This window comes from Mesorhizobium sp. M6A.T.Cr.TU.016.01.1.1 (assembly GCF_003952585.1).
Taxonomy (GTDB): domain Bacteria; phylum Pseudomonadota; class Alphaproteobacteria; order Rhizobiales; family Rhizobiaceae; genus Mesorhizobium; species Mesorhizobium mediterraneum.
Genome location: NZ_CP034452.1, coordinates 3891664 through 3907949, shown reverse-complemented (window position 1 = coordinate 3907949; position 16286 = coordinate 3891664). Strand labels below are relative to the sequence as shown.

Genomic DNA, 16286 nt, shown 5'->3' with positions numbered 1-16286 from the left:
GAAACCACAGGAAAACAACGGCAAAATCGGAGCCTGCGTTTGCCTCGACAGGAGGCCCGGCCTCGGTCTATCCTCGGCCATGGCGCATGTCATCGACCGCGACAAATGGGCCGGAGCGACCGACCGCTGGCCCGACCATTGGCAAGGCGAGCTGCAGTGCGGCGCCTACGGCTCCAAAAGCTGCCTGATCTTCAACTATCTGCCGGAGATCGGCGGCGGCCCGCGGCTGCACATGCATCCCTATTGCGAGATTTTCATCATCCGCGCCGGCACCGGGCTGTTCACCGTCGGTGACCGGCAGATCGAGGCGTCGGCTGGCCAGATATTGATCGTGCCGCCGAACACGCCGCACAAGTTCACCAATCTCGGCCCAGGCCCGTTGGAGACCACCGACATCCACGAAAACGGCAGCTTCATCACCGAATGGCTGGAGTAGGCCATGATCACGAACCGAAGGTCCGCGTCAGCGAAAACCGGAAACCGGTTTTCGGAAAAGATCATGGTTGAACTAGTGGTGAAAATCTGACGCTTGGTACCCGAGGTGAGACAACCGCTTTGGATGGTTTTCTGCCTTCCGTATCGCCGATCGGAACGCACAGGCAGCGCCATTTCGCGACATTCATGGCCCGTCTCAAAACTGGTCGTTCGCTGTACCGCCCGAATCGACCCTTTGCGGACGGCTCTCCGGTGTGAGAAAGGGCGCGTTCTCACCCATTTCAGACGTCAGGCACTCGAGGGCTTGGTACCGGAAGCCACCACCACGGGCCTTCGGATTACAACAGTACCGTCGAAGACATGCGCTTTCGCGGCACCGAGAATCGCGTCATGAATCCGGGCGCGCCGAGCTGGCTCTTGTGCTTCCAGCATCATGGCAACTCGCACAGCGCCGCCATAAATGAGATCGAGCAGCGCTTTCGGTCGCTCGTTCGTCCATGTCGTTTCAATGAGATCGTCACGCACTTCGGTAAAGCCGCTGGCTTCAAGCACCCGACGGCATTCGCGCGGATCACTGAATCGTAATGGCGGAGGTGCATCCGGCAGATCTGAGATCGGCGTTCCGTGGTCGGCGATCGCCGATAGTACGATATTCAGCACCTCATCGTCCTTGCCCCACTGCGTAAACACAAATCGGCCCTTGGGGCGGAGCACGCGAAAAGCTTCTGCAATGGCCGACTCGGGGCGCCTGAGGTGCATCACCCCGAATGCGCATACGACATGATCGAATGTGTCGCTCGCGTGGGGCAACGCTTCGGCGTCACCCACCTGGAAGGTGAGTCTTGGATAGTTCTCTCCCGCTTTCGCTATCATGGAGGCTGCAAAATCAACGCCCTCAACGGCAGCCCCCTCGGTTGCAAGCGATCCAGCGAGATGGCCCGGTCCGCAACACACGTCCAACACCCTCCTTCCGTCCAGCGGTCCCAAGGCTGCAATGATGGGCGCGATGACCTGGTTGGTAATCGGAGATAGGTGCTGATCGTAGCTTGCTGAGCGGGTGGACCAGCCGGCGAGTTCTGCCTCCCGAAACGACGTTGTCATCCAGATACCCTCCACGCTCCGGTGCCTGCTTTGAGCTTATCACGCTGCGTGGACTGTCTGCTAATGACACATTCCGGGTCGTTGGTGCCGCTATGCTCGATGACCGCGCCTTCCACCCAACCGCGACGTGGAGAGCTCGGTGGCCGTGTGGCAGAGCCGAATCCTTCGGCCGGCTCCGTCGCGCCAGATCCGGTCATTCGGCGGGATTCCCCATTGCCGACCTTCGCTCAACCGCAGGATTCGAACCGTTGCAGTCGATGACGGCAGAACTGGCATGAGGCAGGGTCAGCCCGATGCGGACCTTCGCGATTTTCCGCCGGAAGTTCTGACCATTGTTAATCTTGCCAAGTCTCCTGCTTGCGTTCATGAAAGCCGAGCACGCGTTTGCTATCGGTCCACCGTGCGACCTCACCTTCCATTCCATCCGGGTCCTTGAAGCTGACAAGACGGATAGCGCCGAAATCCGTAATGGTCCCATCCGAAGCGCCGGCCTTCACTAGACGTCGCCTGACTTCCTGCAAGCGCTCTTCATCGTCTACCTTCAGTGCGAGATGATCTATGTGACCTCTCTTCCCCATCTGCATCGAGCCACCCTCATACCCCGTCGGTTCTGGCATTTGGAACGGATGAAGGGCAAAGCCGCCTCCAAGGTCGACAAGCGAGTGACGAAGAGTGCCGCCACCCGGACCGGGCTCAGAAAGATCGAACGTCGTATCCGCGTCGAAGATCTCTTCGTAACGTATTAGGGCAGCTATGCGCCTGCGCAAGGCAGTCAGAGCGATCGGTGCATTACCAGCGTGTCCACGAACCCCAGAACCGGATGCTCGAAACCTTGCGGAATCGTTCCGACAACGTCGAATCCAAGATGACGCCAAAGCTTGACCGCGCGTTCGTTGGTACTGACCACACAGTTGAACTGCATGGCCCGGAAGCCTCGCGCAGCCGCGTGACCCAGAGAGTGCTGGCACATCGCCGTTGCAACACCCCGGCCGACCGAGTCCGGCGCGGTTATATAACCGCAGTTGGCGACGTGGGCACCGCCGCCCCGTTGGTTCGCGTGCAGATAATAAGTTCCCATCACCAGTTCGTCCGTTCCTGCGACGAACACCTCGTGATCCGGGGAAAACCAGTATGACAGCGCGTCGGATCGGCTCCAGTCAGGCGGCAGCGCGTAGGTTTCGCCTGCCCGCAAGATGGGCTCGAGTATGCTCCAAATGGCGTCTGCGTCGGCAAGTGTGGCTGTGCGAATGGTCAGCAAGGCTAGATATCCAAATTTGCACGGTTGGGGTTGTGGCCACGTCCGGCCCTACTGTGGCAGGCCGGCGTCTTCATAGCCATCGATGAAATGCTGTCGATCGGCCTCGTGCCGGAACGGTTGTGTGCTTGCCCAGTGCTGTATCGAGAAATCTCCATTCGAGGCGAGGAATTGCCTTGCTTCCTCCTTGGCCTCTTCCATATGCCCGAGCCGCGCCAGACTTGCAGCCAAGATACGTTGCGAGCCGAGCCGGTGCGTGGCCTCATGCCGGAGTGTTTCGACGGCATCGGCGTATTGACCCGCTGCGTATTGGGCGAGCCCGAGAAGCCAATAGTACCACCCCGGCGGGTGCGGATTGAGGCGAATGGCGTGGCGCAAATGTCCGATGCCCTCGATAGCCTTTCCCTCGAATGCCTTCAGTTGCCCCAGGAATGCCCAGGCATCGGCATGATTGGGGTTGACCCGAAGGGCAGTGGCCAGCTCCGCCGCGCCTTCATCCGGCTTGCCATCGTAGATCAGCACGTCGCCGAGGATTGCATGGGCCACGGCATTTTCCGGATCAAGCGATACGGCGCGCCAGGCTGCCGCCAGAGCCAGCGAATGATGGCGCTCTGGAGCATCCAGCCAATACGCCCAGGCAAAATGGTGGCTCATCGCAAGCCAAGCATGAGCATCGGCGAAGCCGGGATCGAGTTCGATGGTCCTTTCCAAGAGCGCGGGAGCCGCCCTGTTGCTTTCGGGCGACTGAACCACCAGCACGCGGCCGCGGACGAAGAGGTCATACGCTTCGAGACTTGCTGTCCTACGTGTGCTGGAGGTCACAGCGGTCGGCAACACGCCGGACAGGGCACTTACAATCGTATGGACGACCTCGTCCTGCAACAGGAAGACGTCCGCCAAATCGCGGTCGAAGCGATCAGCCCAGAGATGACTGCTGTCCGTGGCGTCGATTAGCTGGGCATTGATCCGCACCCTAGCCTTCTCCCTGCGCACACTTCCTTCAAGCACATAACGCACCGTCAGCTCCCTGGCGACTGAGCGGACATCGACTGACCTCCCCTTGTAAGCGAATGTGGAGTTGCGTGCGATCACCAACAGACCAGGCACTTTCGACAAGTCAGTGATCAGGTCTTCCGCCAGACCGTCAGCGAAGTACTCCTGCTCGGGATCGCTGCTCATGTTCGTGAACGGCAGAACGGCAATCGAAGGCTTGTCGGTGATGGCCTTGGATGTGGAAATCACAACAGGCGGCGTGCCGGAAACGCGGTAGATGCGAACTGGCAGGGCAATGTTTTTCACGGTCTGGGCCCCGAGATCCTCGAAACCAACCTCGATCTTGTTTCGGACGTGGTCGTAGATCGTTCCGGAGATGAGGATGCCGCCTGGCTCGGCGGTGGTTTCCAGTCGCGCAGCGATGTTGACGCCATCGCCATAAAGGTCACTGCCCTCGACCATCACATCACCTAAATTGACGCCAATGCGCAGCACGATACGGAGCTTCTCCGGCAGAGCGGCATTGGCGGCAGCCATCGCATGCTGCACGTCTATGGCGCATTGCAAAGCATTGACGGCGCTGGCGAACTCCACCATCACGCCGTCGCCAGTCACCTTAAAGACCCGGCCATGGTGCCTGGCGACCAACGGCTGCAGCACTTGCTTGCGTCGGGACTTGAGCGCGGCCAGCGTGCCGGCCTCATCCGTTTCCATGAGGCGGCTGTAGCCAACGACATCGGCCGCCATTACGGCGGCGAGTCGACGCTGGATGCGTTCGTCGGTCATGTGCGGCGATTGCTCTCATCTGAAAGCAGTCCGGCAGTGTACCGACGCTTCGTGAACGAGTCTATCAGTCCAACCCCGGAGCCTACCTCGTAGGAAAGTTCAGGAACGGATCATGAGCACTGGTCGCGGCCAATGTCTGCTTTCTGCCAAGAGCACCGGCTCAAGAAGGTCAGCAAGGGGTCAGAGCGGCTGGTTCAGCCGAACGTCCGCTATCCGGCACCAAAATGAGTTCGGGAAGGTCCGAGAAGGGTCATCAGACTGGTTGCGCTTAACGTCCGGTTCCGGGAAGGAAAATCGGCCTCGGAGAGTCTCGAAAGGGTCACGACGTTCCCTTGAACTCCCATCAGGGATGGTCCGCAAAGGGTCGAAATCGGTATTTCGTCTTCGGTCAGATTTTCAACACTATTGTCTATTTCGCGCCGAGCCTGGCCAGCACGGCTTTGGGAATGTTGTATTCCCGGATCACCGCGTCGTGCCTGCGCAAGCCGCACAATTCGCGCTGGATGAAATAGCCGTGGACGGCCTCCGCCGCGTCCTTGAGCAGCCGGGCACGTTGTTTGCCGTCATCGCCATGCTCACGCAGCTTCGTCAGAGTTTCATCCACGCGCCGGCCGGCGCGGCCGAGCGCCGCCGCCTTTTCGCCGAGGATTTCATTGCCGAGCAGGTCGAGCGCGCTCTCCTGCGCTCCCGACCGTCCGAAATTCGATGGCATTCGCACCGACATGGTCCACTCCGGTTCTTGCTGAAATCTGGCCCTACTCCGCCGGCCGCGTCTCCTCCAGCACGCTCTCCTCGTTGAACAGGAAGCCGCCGGACTGCCGCTTCCACAGCCGCGCATAGAGCCCGTCGAGCGCGACCAGCTCGTCATGCGTGCCTTGTTCGACGATGCGGCCACCGTCGAGCACCACCAGGCGATCGAGTGCCGCGATGGTCGACAGCCGGTGCGCGATGGCGATGACCGTCTTGTTCTCCATCAGCCTCGCCAGATTCTCCTGGATGGCCGCCTCGATGTCGGAATCGAGCGCCGACGTCGCCTCGTCGAGTATCAGGATCGGCGCGTCCTTGAGGAAGACGCGCGCGATCGCCACGCGCTGGCGCTGGCCGCCCGACAATTTCACGCCGCGCTCGCCGACGAAGGCCTCGTAGCCCTGGCGATCGCGATTGTCGCGCAAGTCGAGGATGAACTCGTGCGCCTCGGCCTTCTTGGCGGCCGCGATCACCTCGGCGTCGGTTGCGTCCGGCATGCCGAGCTTGATGTTGTCGCGAAGCGAGCGATGGAACAGTCCGGTATCCTGGCTGACGACGCCGATGTTGGCGCGCAGCGAGTTCTGCGTCACCTTTGAAACGTCCTGGCCGTCGATCGTGATCTTGCCGGCCTCGAGGTCGTAGAGGCGCAGGATCAGATTGGCCAGCGTCGTCTTGCCGGCGCCGGACGGCCCGACCAACCCGACCTTCTCGCCCGGCCGCACCACGAGGTCGATGCCGTTGAGCACGCCGAACCCCTTGCCGTAGTGGAACTCGACCTTCTTCACGTCGATCCGGCCGCCGCCTACCACAAGCTCCCTGGCGTCGGGTGCGTCGGTCAGGCCGAGCGGCTGCGAGATCAGCGCCTTGGAGTTTTCCAGAACGCCGAGATTGCGCAGGATGCTGTTGAGCTGCATCATCAGCCGGCCGAGCAGCATGTTGAGCCGCAGCACCAGCGACAGCGTGAAGGCGACGGCGCCGACGGTGATCGAGCCTTCGACCCAGAGATAGACGGCAAAACAGGCGATCGCCGTGATCATGATCCCCGAAAGTGTCGTCAGCGCCATGCGCACGCCGGTCAGCCGGCGGGTGAACGGGCGCAGCGCGTCGAGATAGATATCGAAACCGCTCCTGATGTAGCGGTCGTCGCCGTCGGCGGAGAACAGCTTCAGCGTCTGCACGTTCGAATAAGAATCGACGATGCGGCCGTTGATCATCGAACCGGCCTCGGCGGTTGCCTCGGCATGCTTGCGGATCGCCGGCAGATAGCGCTTGGCCAGCCAGCCGAAGGCGGTGATCCAGATCACCACCAGCACTGCCAGCCTGAGATCGAGGCCGGCGACCAGCACCAGCGTCGTCACCGTATAGACGACCATGAACCAGACGACCTCGATGAAGCTTTGCATCAGATCGCCGGTCGCCTGCCCCGCCTGCCAGACTTTTGTCGCGATACGCCCGGCGAAATCGTTCTGGAAGAAGGCGTAGGACTGGCGCGAGACATGGCGGTGAGCCTGCCAGCGCACCAGATTGTAGAAGCCGGGCGTGATCGTCTGCTCGTCGACCAACGCCGCCAGGCCGACGACGATGGTACGGATGACCAGCACCACGGCGGCCATGAAGACAAGTTCGGGACCGGCGGCAGTCCACAGCGCGTCCCAACTACGCTCGCCGGGGAGCTGGTCGAGAATGTCGACCAGCCGCCCGACGAAGTAGAACAGTCCGGCCTCGACCAGCGGCGCGATGCCGCCGATGACAAGCATGGCGAAGAAGGCGAATTTCGCCTGGCCGACATAGTGCCAGAGGAACCCCCTGACGCTGACCGGTGGCCGAAGGACCGCGGGCTCCCTGAATGGATAGACCCAGTTCTCGAACCAGCGATAGACGGCAGTCATCATTCGGCGGCTATCATTCTGCTGCTTGACCCTTGATCATGGCATCGTTGGCGGCGGCACCGTCGTCGAGCAGGAAGCCGCCCGATTGGCGCTGCCAAAGCTGCGCATAGAGCCCGCCGCTGGCGACGAGTTCCTCATGCGAACCTTCTTCGATGACGCGGCCCTTGTCCATGACGACGAGCCGGTCCATCGCCGCGATGGTCGAGAGCCGGTGCGCGATGGCGATGACGGTCTTGCCCTGCATGAGCCTGTAGAGGTTCTCCTGGATGGCCGCCTCGGCCTCGGAATCAAGCGCAGACGTTGCCTCGTCGAGAATGAGGATCGGCGCGTCCTTCAGCATAACGCGGGCAATGGCGATGCGTTGCCGCTGGCCGCCGGACAATTTGACCCCGCGATCGCCGACATGCGCATCGAAACCCGTGCGGCCACTGGCGTCCGAAAGCCTTGATATGAAATCAAGCGCTTCGGCGCGGCGTGCCGCTTCGATCAGCATCTCGTTGCTGGCGTCCGGCCGGCCATACAGGATGTTCTCGCGCACCGAACGATGCAGCAGCGAGGTGTCCTGGGTGACCATGCCGATCTGGGCGCGCAGCGAATCCTGCGTCACCGCCGCGATTTCCTGGCCGTCGATCAGGATCCGGCCAGTTTCGAGGTCGTAGAAGCGCAAGAGAAGGTTGACCAGCGTCGACTTGCCGGCGCCGGAGCGGCCGACGATGCCGACCTTCTCGCCCGGCTTCACCGTCAGCGACAGGCTTTCGATGATGCCCTTCTGCTTGCCGTAGTGGAAGCGTATGTCCTCGAAACGGATCGCGCCCTTGGTGACGGCAATGTCCCTGGCCCCGGGCCTGTCTTCGACGAGGCGCGGCAGCGAGATCGAGCTGATGCCGTCCTGCACCGTGCCGATATTCTCAAACAGGGTGGACATCTCCCACATGATCCATTGCGACATGCCCCAGAGCCGAAGCACGAGGCCGATGACCAGGGCTACGGCGCCGATCGTCACCGCCTGGCCGAGCCACAGCCACAGCGAGATCGCGGTGACCGAAAACAACAGGAGCGAGTTGAGGACGTAGAGCAGGCCATAGAGCTGCGTTACCAGCCGCATCGACCGGTAGACCGTATCGAGAAAGCCGGCCATGCCTTCCCTGGCGAAGGACGCCTCGCGCCGGGCATGCGAGAACAGCTTGACCGTCTGGATGTTGGAGTAGCTGTCGACGACGCGGCCGGTCATGGTCGAGCGCGCATTGGCCTGCTCCTCGCCGACCTTGCCCAATCGCGGGATGAAGTAGCGCAAGAGCAAGATATAGCCGGCAAGCCAGACGGCGAGCGGTGCCGCCAGCCGCAAGTCGGCCGAGCCGACGATGAACAGCATGCCGAGGAAATAGACGACGATATAATTGAGCACGTCGATAAGCTTGATGACGCACTCACGCACGGCAAGCGCGGTCTGCATCAGCTTGGTCGCGATGCGGCCGGCGAACTCGTCCTGATAGAAGCTCATCGACTGCTTGAGCAGGTAGCGATGCACCTGCCAGCGGATACGCATCGGATAATTGCCCATCAGCGTCTGCTGGTTGAGGAGCGAATGGAACCAGACCGTCGCCGGCAGCACGAACACCACGATGAAGGCCATTCCGGCGAGTTTCCAGCCCTCGGTCTGCAGGAACGTCTCGCGATTCTGCACCGACAGCCAGTCGACGATCCGGCCCATGAAGCCGAACATCCAGACCTCGGCGACGGCGATAGCCGTCACCAGCACCGCATCGAGAGCGATGTAGGGCCAGGCGCCGCGCGTATAGTGCACGCAGAAGGCGATCAGCGTCTTCGGCGGCTCGACCGGCTCCTCGGCGGGGAACGGATCGAGCCTTCTTTCAAACCAGCGGAACATTGTCTTGGTACTCACATGCTTGGTTTCGCTCACGCGGCGCGGGAACGCGTAGCGTCCCGGGAGCGGGTAGCGTCATGGGATCGCGTGGCGACAAAGACCGGCGTCCCGGAATCACCCGGGCCGCCGGTCCTGCTTCGCGCAGTATAAGGTGTTGCGAGCTTTTCGCCGACAGGCTCGTTTGACGATCCTGACAGCGCTCTGTCGACGACCCGGAGTTTCGCGCCTGTTTTTGCGCCAGGGCGGATCAGCCTGATGATCCGGCGCACCAGCGACGGCCGGCTGCGGTCGGGGACCGCGCGCGAGAAATCGACGTCCGGCAGCATACCGCGATGCGGACGCCGACGGGTCTCGGCGTGAACCGCCGACGAATAGGTTTCGCCGATCAAAAGCGCCCAGGTCGCCATCCTGCGCTCGTGCAGGCTTCTTGAACCGGGAATTTTGCAGGGATCGAACATCGGTCCGTCCTCCATATGAAAATACGGGTAAAAGGGTGAATCCGGCCTGCTCGCGGGCGAATGGCCAGCGAAAGGCAGGGATTGCCCAGAGGCGTGTTCAGGTGGGGCGTTCAGCCCCTTCGACAGCTTGAAAAACATCGCAGGATTCCTTCGAAGACCGAAAAAGGTTTCGGCTAAGAATCGGTGCGATCGAAGTCTAAAAGGTCAGGAGAATCGTCGTACCGAAACCGCCGGCAGGCTGGTAAGCCCACAAGAGGGGCGCTGGATGTACATGGTCATCATGAATTACCCCTCCATCGGTTCGGGTTGACAATGCCCGGCGTATAACCGACTTCGCAGAAAATGACCACCCGCCAGTCCAGCATTTTCCAAAACCGCGCGGCCCCTGTGGCCGATCTGCCACGGATCAAAATGGCGTGGAAATGAACGATCGTCTCCGCATCGCGCTCTACCAGCCGGATATCGCCGGCAACACCGGGACAATCCTGCGCTTCGCCGCTTGCCTCGGTCTCGGCGTCGACATCATCGAACCGGCCGGCTTCCCGCTCTCCGACCGGGCGCTGAAACGAGCCGGCATGGACTATCTCGAAATGGCGCGGCTTTCCCGGCATGTCGACTGGCACGCCTTCGAGAGCTGGCGCAAAGGCGAAGCGCGGCGGCTGGTGCTGCTGTCGACCAAAGCCGCGACCGCCTACACGGATTTCGCCTTCGCCGACGCCGACGTTCTTCTGTTCGGCCGTGAATCCGCAGGCGTGCCGGATCCTGTCCGCGAGGCGGCGGATGCGCGACTGATCATCCCGATGCAGCCCGGCGCGCGCAGCATCAACGTCGCGCTCTCCGTCGCCATGGTGGCCGGCGAGGCGATCCGGCAGCTCGGATAGGATTTGCAGGCCCTCAGTGGGCGCAGCGATTATCGCCGCTTTCTGGCCGGCGACCACACCCTCTCTTGTCATTCTCACCCAGGCGCACATCGCCTTCTCCTGCGGTTTGCATGTCCAGGATTTCTTCGTTACAAGCTCAACTTAACTTGAGGTCAAGCGGAAAATTCGAATGGCTGCGGTGACGGAATTGACGGTCGGCCAGGTGGCGACGCGAAGCGGGGTGGCGGTATCGGCGCTGCATTTCTATGAGGCGCGCGGACTGATCCGCAGCCACCGCACATCGGGCAACCAGCGGCGCTACGGCCGCGATGTGCTGAGGCGTGTGGCGATCATCAGGATCGCGCAGGAGGTCGGCATCTCGCTGGCCGAGATCGGTGCTGCACTTGAATCACTGCCTGAAGGCCGCACACCGACGCGCGCGGACTGGAACCTGCTTTCAACGGCCTGGCGCGACCAGCTCGATCAGAAGATTGCCCAGCTGAAAAAGCTGCGTGACGGGCTGACCGACTGTATCGGCTGCGGGTGCATGTCGATCGACAAGTGCCCGCTGAGGAACAAGGAAGACCGATTGAGCGCCCAAGGCCCGGGCGCAAGGCGGTTGTTGGTCGCGCGCTAGAGTGTATTGAGATTCAGGTCAGGCCGAGTCGAAAACGGTGGTTTCCGAGAACCGGAGCGGAGCGTACTTTTGGTACGTGAGCACCGGAAGCGCAGGAACCCGCCGTTTGCAGGCCGGCATCACCTGAATATCAACACACCCTAGTCCGCCGCCGGCAATCGCCTGATGGTGAATTCGATGACGTCGCCCGGCCGCTCGAACCAGCTTTCGATCTCGGTCCAGTAGGCCTGCTTGGGAAAGCGCTCGAACCACTCCTTCGCCTTGAGCCGCGCATCGGAGCGTGGCAGCACGAAGGTCTCGCGCAGGAACCCGTCGCGCGGCATGCGCTCGCGCTCGGCGCGCGAACGGTCGAGCCTCTTCTTCAGGCCATCCAGCGGCGGTCTTGCCGGAGTGCGCACGAAAGAACTCCATTCACACTTGACCCTTGCACCCAACAGATTAGGGATCGCGGCCGGAAAAGACGAGTCATTTGTCGGGGTGCGCCCCGCAACCGGAGACGGCATTTGCAACGACCCGAAATACCGGCGGGGCTGCCGGCCGACATCGAGCAGAAGAAGATGAAGGCGCGGCTGTGGTTCGAGACGTTGCGCGAGCGCATCTGCGCCGCATTCGAGCAGATCGAGCAGGACCTGCAGGGACCGCAGGCCTCATGGTCGCCCGGTCGCTTCGAAAAGACGCAGTGGGAGCGTGATGCCGGCAAGGGCGGCGGCGGCATCATGTCGATGATGCGTGGCCGCGTCTTCGAGAAAGTCGGGGTCCACACCTCCACCGTCTATGGCGAGTTCTCGCCGGAGTTCAGGAAGCAGATGCCGGGCGCCGAGGAGGACCCGCGCTTCTGGGCGAGCGGCATTTCGCTGATCGCGCACCCGTGGAACCCCAACGTGCCGGCCGTGCATATGAACACGCGCATGGTCGTCACCTCGCGTCAGTGGTTCGGCGGCGGCGCCGACCTGACGCCGGTGCTCGACCGTCGCCGCACACAGGAAGACCCGGACACGGTTGCCTTCCATCGTGCCATGCAGTTCGCCTGCGAGAAGCATCCGGCGGTGGCCGACCACGCGAAATTCAGGGCTTGGTGCGACGAGTATTTCTATCTCCCGCACCGCAACGAACCGCGCGGCACCGGCGGCATCTTCTTCGACTGGCTGCATTCGGACGAGGACAGAGGCGGCTGGAACGCCGATTTCAACTTCGTCCAGGATGTCGGGCGCGCTTTTCTCGTCGTTTACGGACATCTGGTGCGGGCCAATTTCAACGACAACTGGACCGACGGCGACCGCGACGAACAGCTGATCCGCCGTGGCCGCTACGTCGAATTCAACTTGCTTCACGATCGCGGCACCATCTTCGGGCTGAAGACAGGCGGCAACGTCGCCTCGATCCTGTCCAGTCTGCCGCCAGAGGTGAAATGGCCGTAAAATCTCGGTGAGTTGGACGTGAGCCGCAATCAGGTCCAAATCGCCTGATTTTGGCGGTGAATGTGGCGCACAGGATATCTTTTTCGTCCAATATCCCTTTGAAAAAACAGGACTATTTTTCGTTTCCGGGCCGGGAAGCGCCAGCGGTTCTCGCCTCCTCTAGAACCGCGACCCGACGCGACCGGACGGCCCATAATTGAGTGGGGCACCTCCCCAATCAGGTGCCCTCATTTTCCAGGAGAGCATGCCATGCGCAAGCTTATTATGTCGGCTGCGGCTGCTGCCGTTCTTGCCTCTGGTGGCGCTGCCTTCGCGGCGGTCAAGCACACCACGGGCACGGTCAAGACCTATGATGGAACGGCCATGAGCCTTGTTCTGGATGACGGATCTACCTTTACGCTGCCCAAGGCCTTCAAGGATCCTGGCCTGAAGGCCGGCGAAAAGGTCCGCGTTTCGTGGGACATGAGCGGCAACAACAAAATTGCCGAGGCAGTCAGGATCGTGAAGTGACGGCCTGCCCGCTGGAGCAAGACACAGTCTTGTCTCTGGGGTAGCGTAAGAGGGCGGAGCAGCGCTGCTCCGCCTTTTCGATCTTTCGCGCATGACCCCGAAAACCGAATCGGTTTTCGGAAAGGATCATGCGCAGATAACAAATAATGTTAGAGCGTCTTTTGCGCGTCCTCCGGACGCGCGGCGCTCTAACGCAACCAAAACCAGTCGATCGTGTTATGCTTGCTCGGCCAGCGCATGACCCGAATACCGATACCGGTTTTCGACAGGGATCATGCGTCGATCAAAGGTGCTGGAGCTTCCGTGCCCAAGCAAATGCGCGGAGCTCCGAGGAGGAAAAGGGAGAAAATCCGATGAAGGAATTCCACTGCGGCTCGCTCGTTCCGGGTTGTGACTGGCATACGCGCGCCGACGAGGAAGCCGAGATCATGCGTCGCGCGGTCGAGCACATGCGTGAGACGCATGGCGAGACGATCATCCGCGAGACGATGATCGAAGCGATCCGTTCACGCATCGAAAAGGCCCGCGACGCGGCCTGATTTACCTAAGAGACTGTTTCGAAATTCGCTCTGGCGAGTCATATGGTGGTGGTTTCGAGAACCGGAGCGCAGCGGACATTTGGGTCCGTGAGCACCGGAAGCGCAGAAAACGCCACCAGATGGCCGCCAGAGTAGAGTTTCCAAACGGTCTCTAACTTTCGAGTGCTTCTGCGGCGCGATTGAGGAGCGCGCCGCGATCCAGCGCAAAGCCGGACTCGATCCACTCGTTTTCGAGGTTTTTCAAGGTTGCGCCGAGTTTCGGCCCGGGCGACGCGCCAAGCGTCGTCAGATCGGCGCCCTTGAGCGGAAAGTCGGGCTTTTTCCATTTTCCGGCGAAGGCCAGCAGGCGCGAGAAGCCGCCGGCTTCGAGCAACGCGTCATTGTCCTCGACCGCGCGGGCTCGAGCCGAAGCAAGCGACAGCCGCAAACGATCGACAAAGCCCTGACGATCGCCACGGTAGAGCCGTTTTGCGAGTTCCGTTTCGGTCGTCTTCGGCTCGACAGGCGCGGTCAGCGCCCACTGCCTGAGACGGACGGCTTCGCTGATGGAGAATCTCAGCCGCTCAGCCAGCGTCTTCATTCGCGCGACATCCGGCGGCACGATCGCTTCCAGCCTGAGCAGCGGGTCCGGCGTCCAGCCCAGATCCTTCTCGGTCCTGGTCAGCGCATGGATCGCATCGATGCCCCATTTCTCGCTCTCCGGCAGAACGCTGGTGAGCACGCTGGCTTGGCGCATCCACAGCAAGGCGCGCGATGGATCGGGCGCTGCCAGCAGCTTTTTCAGCTCGGACCAGACGCGCTCGACCGAGAGTTGGCTGAGCCCCTCCTTGAGCCGGGCGCAAGCCTTCAGTCCTTCGGCATCGGGCCGGCCGTCGCCATACCAGGCGAAGAAGCGGAAAAAGCGCAGGATGCGCAGATAGTCCTCGCGGATGCGTGCCTCCGGATCGCCGATGAAGCGCAGCCGGCGCGCCTCGATATCGGCGATGCCGCCGACCAGGTCGACGACCGTGCCGTCGGCCTCGGCATAGAGTGCGTTGATGGTGAAATCTCGCCGTTGCGCGTCGGCCTTCCAGTCGCGCCCGAACGACACCTTGGCTCGCCGTCCGTCGGTCTCGATGTCGGCGCGCAGCGTGGTCACCTCGAACGGTTTGCCGCCGGCGACAATCGTGATGGTGCCGTGCTCGATGCCGGTCGGCACGGCCTTGAAGCCCGCCGCCTCGGCACGGCGGATGGTTTCATCAGGCAGGCAAGTGGTGGCGATATCGACGTCGGCGACCGGCTGGCCGATGAGCGCATTGCGCACCGCGCCGCCGGCGACACGCGCCTCCTCGCCGCCATCCGCCAGCGCCGCCAGCAGGCGCTGCAGGTGCTTTTCGCCGAGCCAGTCGGCTTTGCCCGCGAGCGACATCCGGCCGCTCACGTATAGAGCCTTTCATAGAGCGTGCGAATGATGCCAGCGGTGACGCCCCAGATGCGCTGGCCGCCATAGGGCATCTCGTAGAAGACCCATTCCAGGTCGTTCCACATGCGACTGTCGCGGCCATGGTTGGCCGGGTCCATCAGGAAGCGCAGCGGCACCTCGAAGACGGCGTCGACCTCCTCGGAATTCAGCGTCAGTGAAAAACCCGGCTGCACGATCCCCAACACCGGGGCGATGCGATAGCCGCTGCCGGAGACATAATCGGGCATGCGGCCGATGATCTCGATCCGGTCCTGGCCAAGACCGATCTCCTCGAACGTCTCGCGCAATGCCGCCGTCTCCGGGCTCGCGTCGGTCGGGTCGATCGTGCCGCCTGGAAAAGCCACCTGCCCCGAATGGTTGCGCAGGTTTTCCGCCCGTTTGGTCAGGAGAACCGTGGCGTCGCGTCCGTGATCGACCACCGGGATGAGCACCGCGGCATCGCGCAGGGCCTTCGCGAGCTTTAAACGCGGATGGCCGGGATTGAAGCGATGGTCGCCGTAATCGTCTGCGGCATGCGCTAGCGGCTGTGCCGCGACACGGGCGCGAAAATCCTCGGCGGAAAACGGCACCGGCGTCACCTGATCCATCATACGCTGCCCCATCACGCGCTCAGCCGCTGCAGTTTTTCCGCCGGCATGATCGGATAGACCGCGCCCTTCGAGCGGACGGCAAACATCCTCCTGCCGCCGACCTCGATCTCTTCGCCATGCTCGACCAGTTCGTACATGACCGGCCGCGCCACCAGCGCCTCCAGCCGTCCGCGCACCAGCACATAGGGTTTCAGGCCACCGGTCGCATCCTCGTCGACGAAGCGCAGCGGATGGTCCGGCCCGGCCTCGACCACATCGCCGACATTGGTGCGGAAGGTGATGACTTGGCCATCGCCGGTGCCGCAAACGTCCATCTCGACGGCGATGAAAGGCGCATCGGCGACGCGGATGCCGACCCTTTCCACCGGCGTCACCAGATAGGTCTTGCCGTCTTCGTCCTTGCGCAGCACGGAGGAAAACAGCTGCACCAGCGGCATGCGGCCGATCGGTGTGCCCAGGTAGAACCAAGTGCCGTCCTGTCTGATCTCCATGTCGAGATCGCCGCAAAAGGCCGGATTCCAGCGCTCCACCGGCGCCGGCCCCTTACCTGCGCGGGCGGCACGCGAGATCAGCGCCTCCAGTCCCCGCGCCTCAGCGACGGCCGTCAAACTCTCTTCACGATCCTCGGCGCGTTCTGTCATGGTCACGAAATAGTCACTGTTGTTCCGCTTGTCAGCCTAAGTCTGTGATTTAAGTTCAAAGACAGGCGCCATGCGAGGCC

Annotated in this window: 18 protein-coding genes; 6 read left to right on the top strand and 12 right to left on the bottom strand. The window is 62.1% G+C overall.

Annotation, left to right across the window (positions count from 1 at the left end; genetic code table 11):
• Positions 1–79: 79 nt before the first annotated feature.
• Complete coding sequence (locus EJ075_RS18705; protein WP_095484265.1) at positions 80–436, top strand: cupin domain-containing protein; 357 nt, start codon at positions 80–82, stop codon at positions 434–436.
• Positions 437–723: 287 nt separating this feature from the next.
• On the opposite strand, the gene EJ075_RS18700 is transcribed toward EJ075_RS18705, so the two are convergent.
• The 8 genes from EJ075_RS18700 to EJ075_RS18665 form a co-directional block, all read right to left on the bottom strand.
• Positions 724–1536 carry a methyltransferase domain-containing protein gene (locus tag EJ075_RS18700; protein ID WP_126105261.1) on the bottom strand — a complete coding sequence of 271 codons (813 nt, stop codon included), beginning with the start codon at positions 1534–1536 and terminating at the stop codon, positions 724–726.
• A 335-nt stretch (positions 1537–1871) separates the two neighbouring features.
• On the bottom strand, positions 1872–2120 hold the full coding sequence (locus tag EJ075_RS33755) for a VOC family protein (protein ID WP_245457949.1): 249 nt from the start codon (positions 2118–2120) through the stop codon (positions 1872–1874).
• A 188-nt stretch (positions 2121–2308) separates the two neighbouring features.
• Positions 2309–2791, bottom strand: a complete 483-nt coding sequence (locus EJ075_RS18690; RefSeq protein WP_126107373.1) for an N-acetyltransferase — start codon at positions 2789–2791, stop codon at positions 2309–2311.
• Between the two features lie 51 nt (positions 2792–2842).
• Positions 2843–4570, bottom strand: coding sequence for an adenylate/guanylate cyclase domain-containing protein (locus EJ075_RS18685; RefSeq protein WP_126105260.1), 1728 nt, complete (start codon positions 4568–4570; stop codon positions 2843–2845).
• A 409-nt stretch (positions 4571–4979) separates the two neighbouring features.
• Positions 4980–5294, bottom strand: a complete 315-nt coding sequence (locus tag EJ075_RS18680; RefSeq protein ID WP_126105259.1) for a DUF6665 family protein — start codon at positions 5292–5294, stop codon at positions 4980–4982.
• Between the two features lie 31 nt (positions 5295–5325).
• Positions 5326–7209: an ABC transporter ATP-binding protein gene (locus tag EJ075_RS18675; RefSeq protein ID WP_126105258.1), complete on the bottom strand. Its 1884-nt coding sequence runs from the start codon at positions 7207–7209 to the stop codon at positions 5326–5328.
• 10 nt (positions 7210–7219) lie between these two features.
• Positions 7220–9094: an ABC transporter ATP-binding protein gene (locus EJ075_RS18670; RefSeq protein WP_126107372.1), complete on the bottom strand. Its 1875-nt coding sequence runs from the start codon at positions 9092–9094 to the stop codon at positions 7220–7222.
• Between the two features lie 29 nt (positions 9095–9123).
• A complete protein-coding gene (locus tag EJ075_RS18665; protein ID WP_126105257.1) occupies positions 9124–9549 on the bottom strand; it encodes a hypothetical protein in 426 nt (141 codons plus the stop codon).
• A gap of 422 nt (positions 9550–9971) precedes the next feature.
• Between EJ075_RS18665 and EJ075_RS18660 the strand changes: the two genes are divergently transcribed.
• Together EJ075_RS18660 and soxR are read left to right on the top strand one after the other, a co-directional pair.
• Positions 9972–10430, top strand: coding sequence for a tRNA (cytidine(34)-2'-O)-methyltransferase (locus EJ075_RS18660; RefSeq protein ID WP_126105256.1), 459 nt, complete (start codon positions 9972–9974; stop codon positions 10428–10430).
• Positions 10431–10599: 169 nt separating this feature from the next.
• A complete protein-coding gene (gene soxR, locus EJ075_RS18655; RefSeq protein WP_126105255.1) occupies positions 10600–11046 on the top strand; it encodes a redox-sensitive transcriptional activator SoxR in 447 nt (148 codons plus the stop codon).
• Between the two features lie 140 nt (positions 11047–11186).
• Here the strand turns inward: soxR and EJ075_RS18650 are convergent, their stop codons facing one another.
• Positions 11187–11444 carry a hypothetical protein gene (locus EJ075_RS18650; RefSeq protein ID WP_006202578.1) on the bottom strand — a complete coding sequence of 86 codons (258 nt, stop codon included), beginning with the start codon at positions 11442–11444 and terminating at the stop codon, positions 11187–11189.
• A gap of 105 nt (positions 11445–11549) precedes the next feature.
• Here EJ075_RS18650 and hemF point away from each other — a divergent pair, with 105 nt between their 5' ends.
• From hemF to EJ075_RS18635, 3 genes are all read left to right on the top strand, one after another.
• Positions 11550–12464, top strand: a complete 915-nt coding sequence (gene hemF, locus EJ075_RS18645; RefSeq protein ID WP_126105254.1) for an oxygen-dependent coproporphyrinogen oxidase — start codon at positions 11550–11552, stop codon at positions 12462–12464.
• Positions 12465–12713: 249 nt separating this feature from the next.
• The gene (locus EJ075_RS18640; RefSeq protein WP_126105253.1) at positions 12714–12974 is read left to right on the top strand and encodes a DUF1344 domain-containing protein; all 261 of its coding nucleotides are present in this window, start codon (positions 12714–12716) and stop codon (positions 12972–12974) included.
• 353 nt (positions 12975–13327) lie between these two features.
• Positions 13328–13513 (top strand): DUF1059 domain-containing protein, encoded by a 186-nt coding sequence (locus EJ075_RS18635; protein ID WP_023799945.1) that lies wholly within the window; start codon positions 13328–13330, stop codon positions 13511–13513.
• Between the two features lie 151 nt (positions 13514–13664).
• On the opposite strand, the gene EJ075_RS18625 is transcribed toward EJ075_RS18635, so the two are convergent.
• Genes EJ075_RS18625 through EJ075_RS18615 form a run of 3 tightly spaced genes read right to left on the bottom strand, consistent with a single transcriptional unit; the run spans position 13665 to position 16206 of the window.
• A complete protein-coding gene (locus EJ075_RS18625; protein ID WP_126105252.1) occupies positions 13665–14921 on the bottom strand; it encodes a CCA tRNA nucleotidyltransferase in 1257 nt (418 codons plus the stop codon).
• A gap of 8 nt (positions 14922–14929) precedes the next feature.
• Positions 14930–15562, bottom strand: coding sequence for a CoA pyrophosphatase (locus EJ075_RS18620; RefSeq protein WP_126107371.1), 633 nt, complete (start codon positions 15560–15562; stop codon positions 14930–14932).
• Positions 15563–15576: 14 nt separating this feature from the next.
• Complete coding sequence (locus EJ075_RS18615) at positions 15577–16206, bottom strand: DUF1285 domain-containing protein (RefSeq protein WP_126107370.1); 630 nt, start codon at positions 16204–16206, stop codon at positions 15577–15579.
• Positions 16207–16286: the final 80 nt, after the last annotated feature.

Coding starts and splice junctions, on each gene's coding strand:
- EJ075_RS18705 (WP_095484265.1), top strand. CDS start 80: ATGGCGCATGTCATCGACCGCGACAAATGGGCCGGAGCGACCGACCGC.
- EJ075_RS18660 (WP_126105256.1), top strand. CDS start 9,972: ATGAACGATCGTCTCCGCATCGCGCTCTACCAGCCGGATATCGCCGGC.
- EJ075_RS18625 (WP_126105252.1), bottom strand. CDS start 14,921: ATGTCGCTCGCGGGCAAAGCCGACTGGCTCGGCGAAAAGCACCTGCAG.
- EJ075_RS18635 (WP_023799945.1), top strand. CDS start 13,328: ATGAAGGAATTCCACTGCGGCTCGCTCGTTCCGGGTTGTGACTGGCAT.
- EJ075_RS18665 (WP_126105257.1), bottom strand. CDS start 9,549: ATGTTCGATCCCTGCAAAATTCCCGGTTCAAGAAGCCTGCACGAGCGC.
- EJ075_RS18670 (WP_126107372.1), bottom strand. CDS start 9,094: ATGTTCCGCTGGTTTGAAAGAAGGCTCGATCCGTTCCCCGCCGAGGAG.
- EJ075_RS18620 (WP_126107371.1), bottom strand. CDS start 15,562: ATGGATCAGGTGACGCCGGTGCCGTTTTCCGCCGAGGATTTTCGCGCC.
- EJ075_RS18615 (WP_126107370.1), bottom strand. CDS start 16,206: ATGACAGAACGCGCCGAGGATCGTGAAGAGAGTTTGACGGCCGTCGCT.
- EJ075_RS18700 (WP_126105261.1), bottom strand. CDS start 1,536: ATGACAACGTCGTTTCGGGAGGCAGAACTCGCCGGCTGGTCCACCCGC.
- EJ075_RS18640 (WP_126105253.1), top strand. CDS start 12,714: ATGCGCAAGCTTATTATGTCGGCTGCGGCTGCTGCCGTTCTTGCCTCT.
- EJ075_RS33755 (WP_245457949.1), bottom strand. CDS start 2,120: ATGCAGATGGGGAAGAGAGGTCACATAGATCATCTCGCACTGAAGGTA.
- EJ075_RS18685 (WP_126105260.1), bottom strand. CDS start 4,570: ATGACCGACGAACGCATCCAGCGTCGACTCGCCGCCGTAATGGCGGCC.
- EJ075_RS18680 (WP_126105259.1), bottom strand. CDS start 5,294: ATGTCGGTGCGAATGCCATCGAATTTCGGACGGTCGGGAGCGCAGGAG.
- EJ075_RS18675 (WP_126105258.1), bottom strand. CDS start 7,209: ATGATGACTGCCGTCTATCGCTGGTTCGAGAACTGGGTCTATCCATTC.
- soxR (WP_126105255.1), top strand. CDS start 10,600: ATGGCTGCGGTGACGGAATTGACGGTCGGCCAGGTGGCGACGCGAAGC.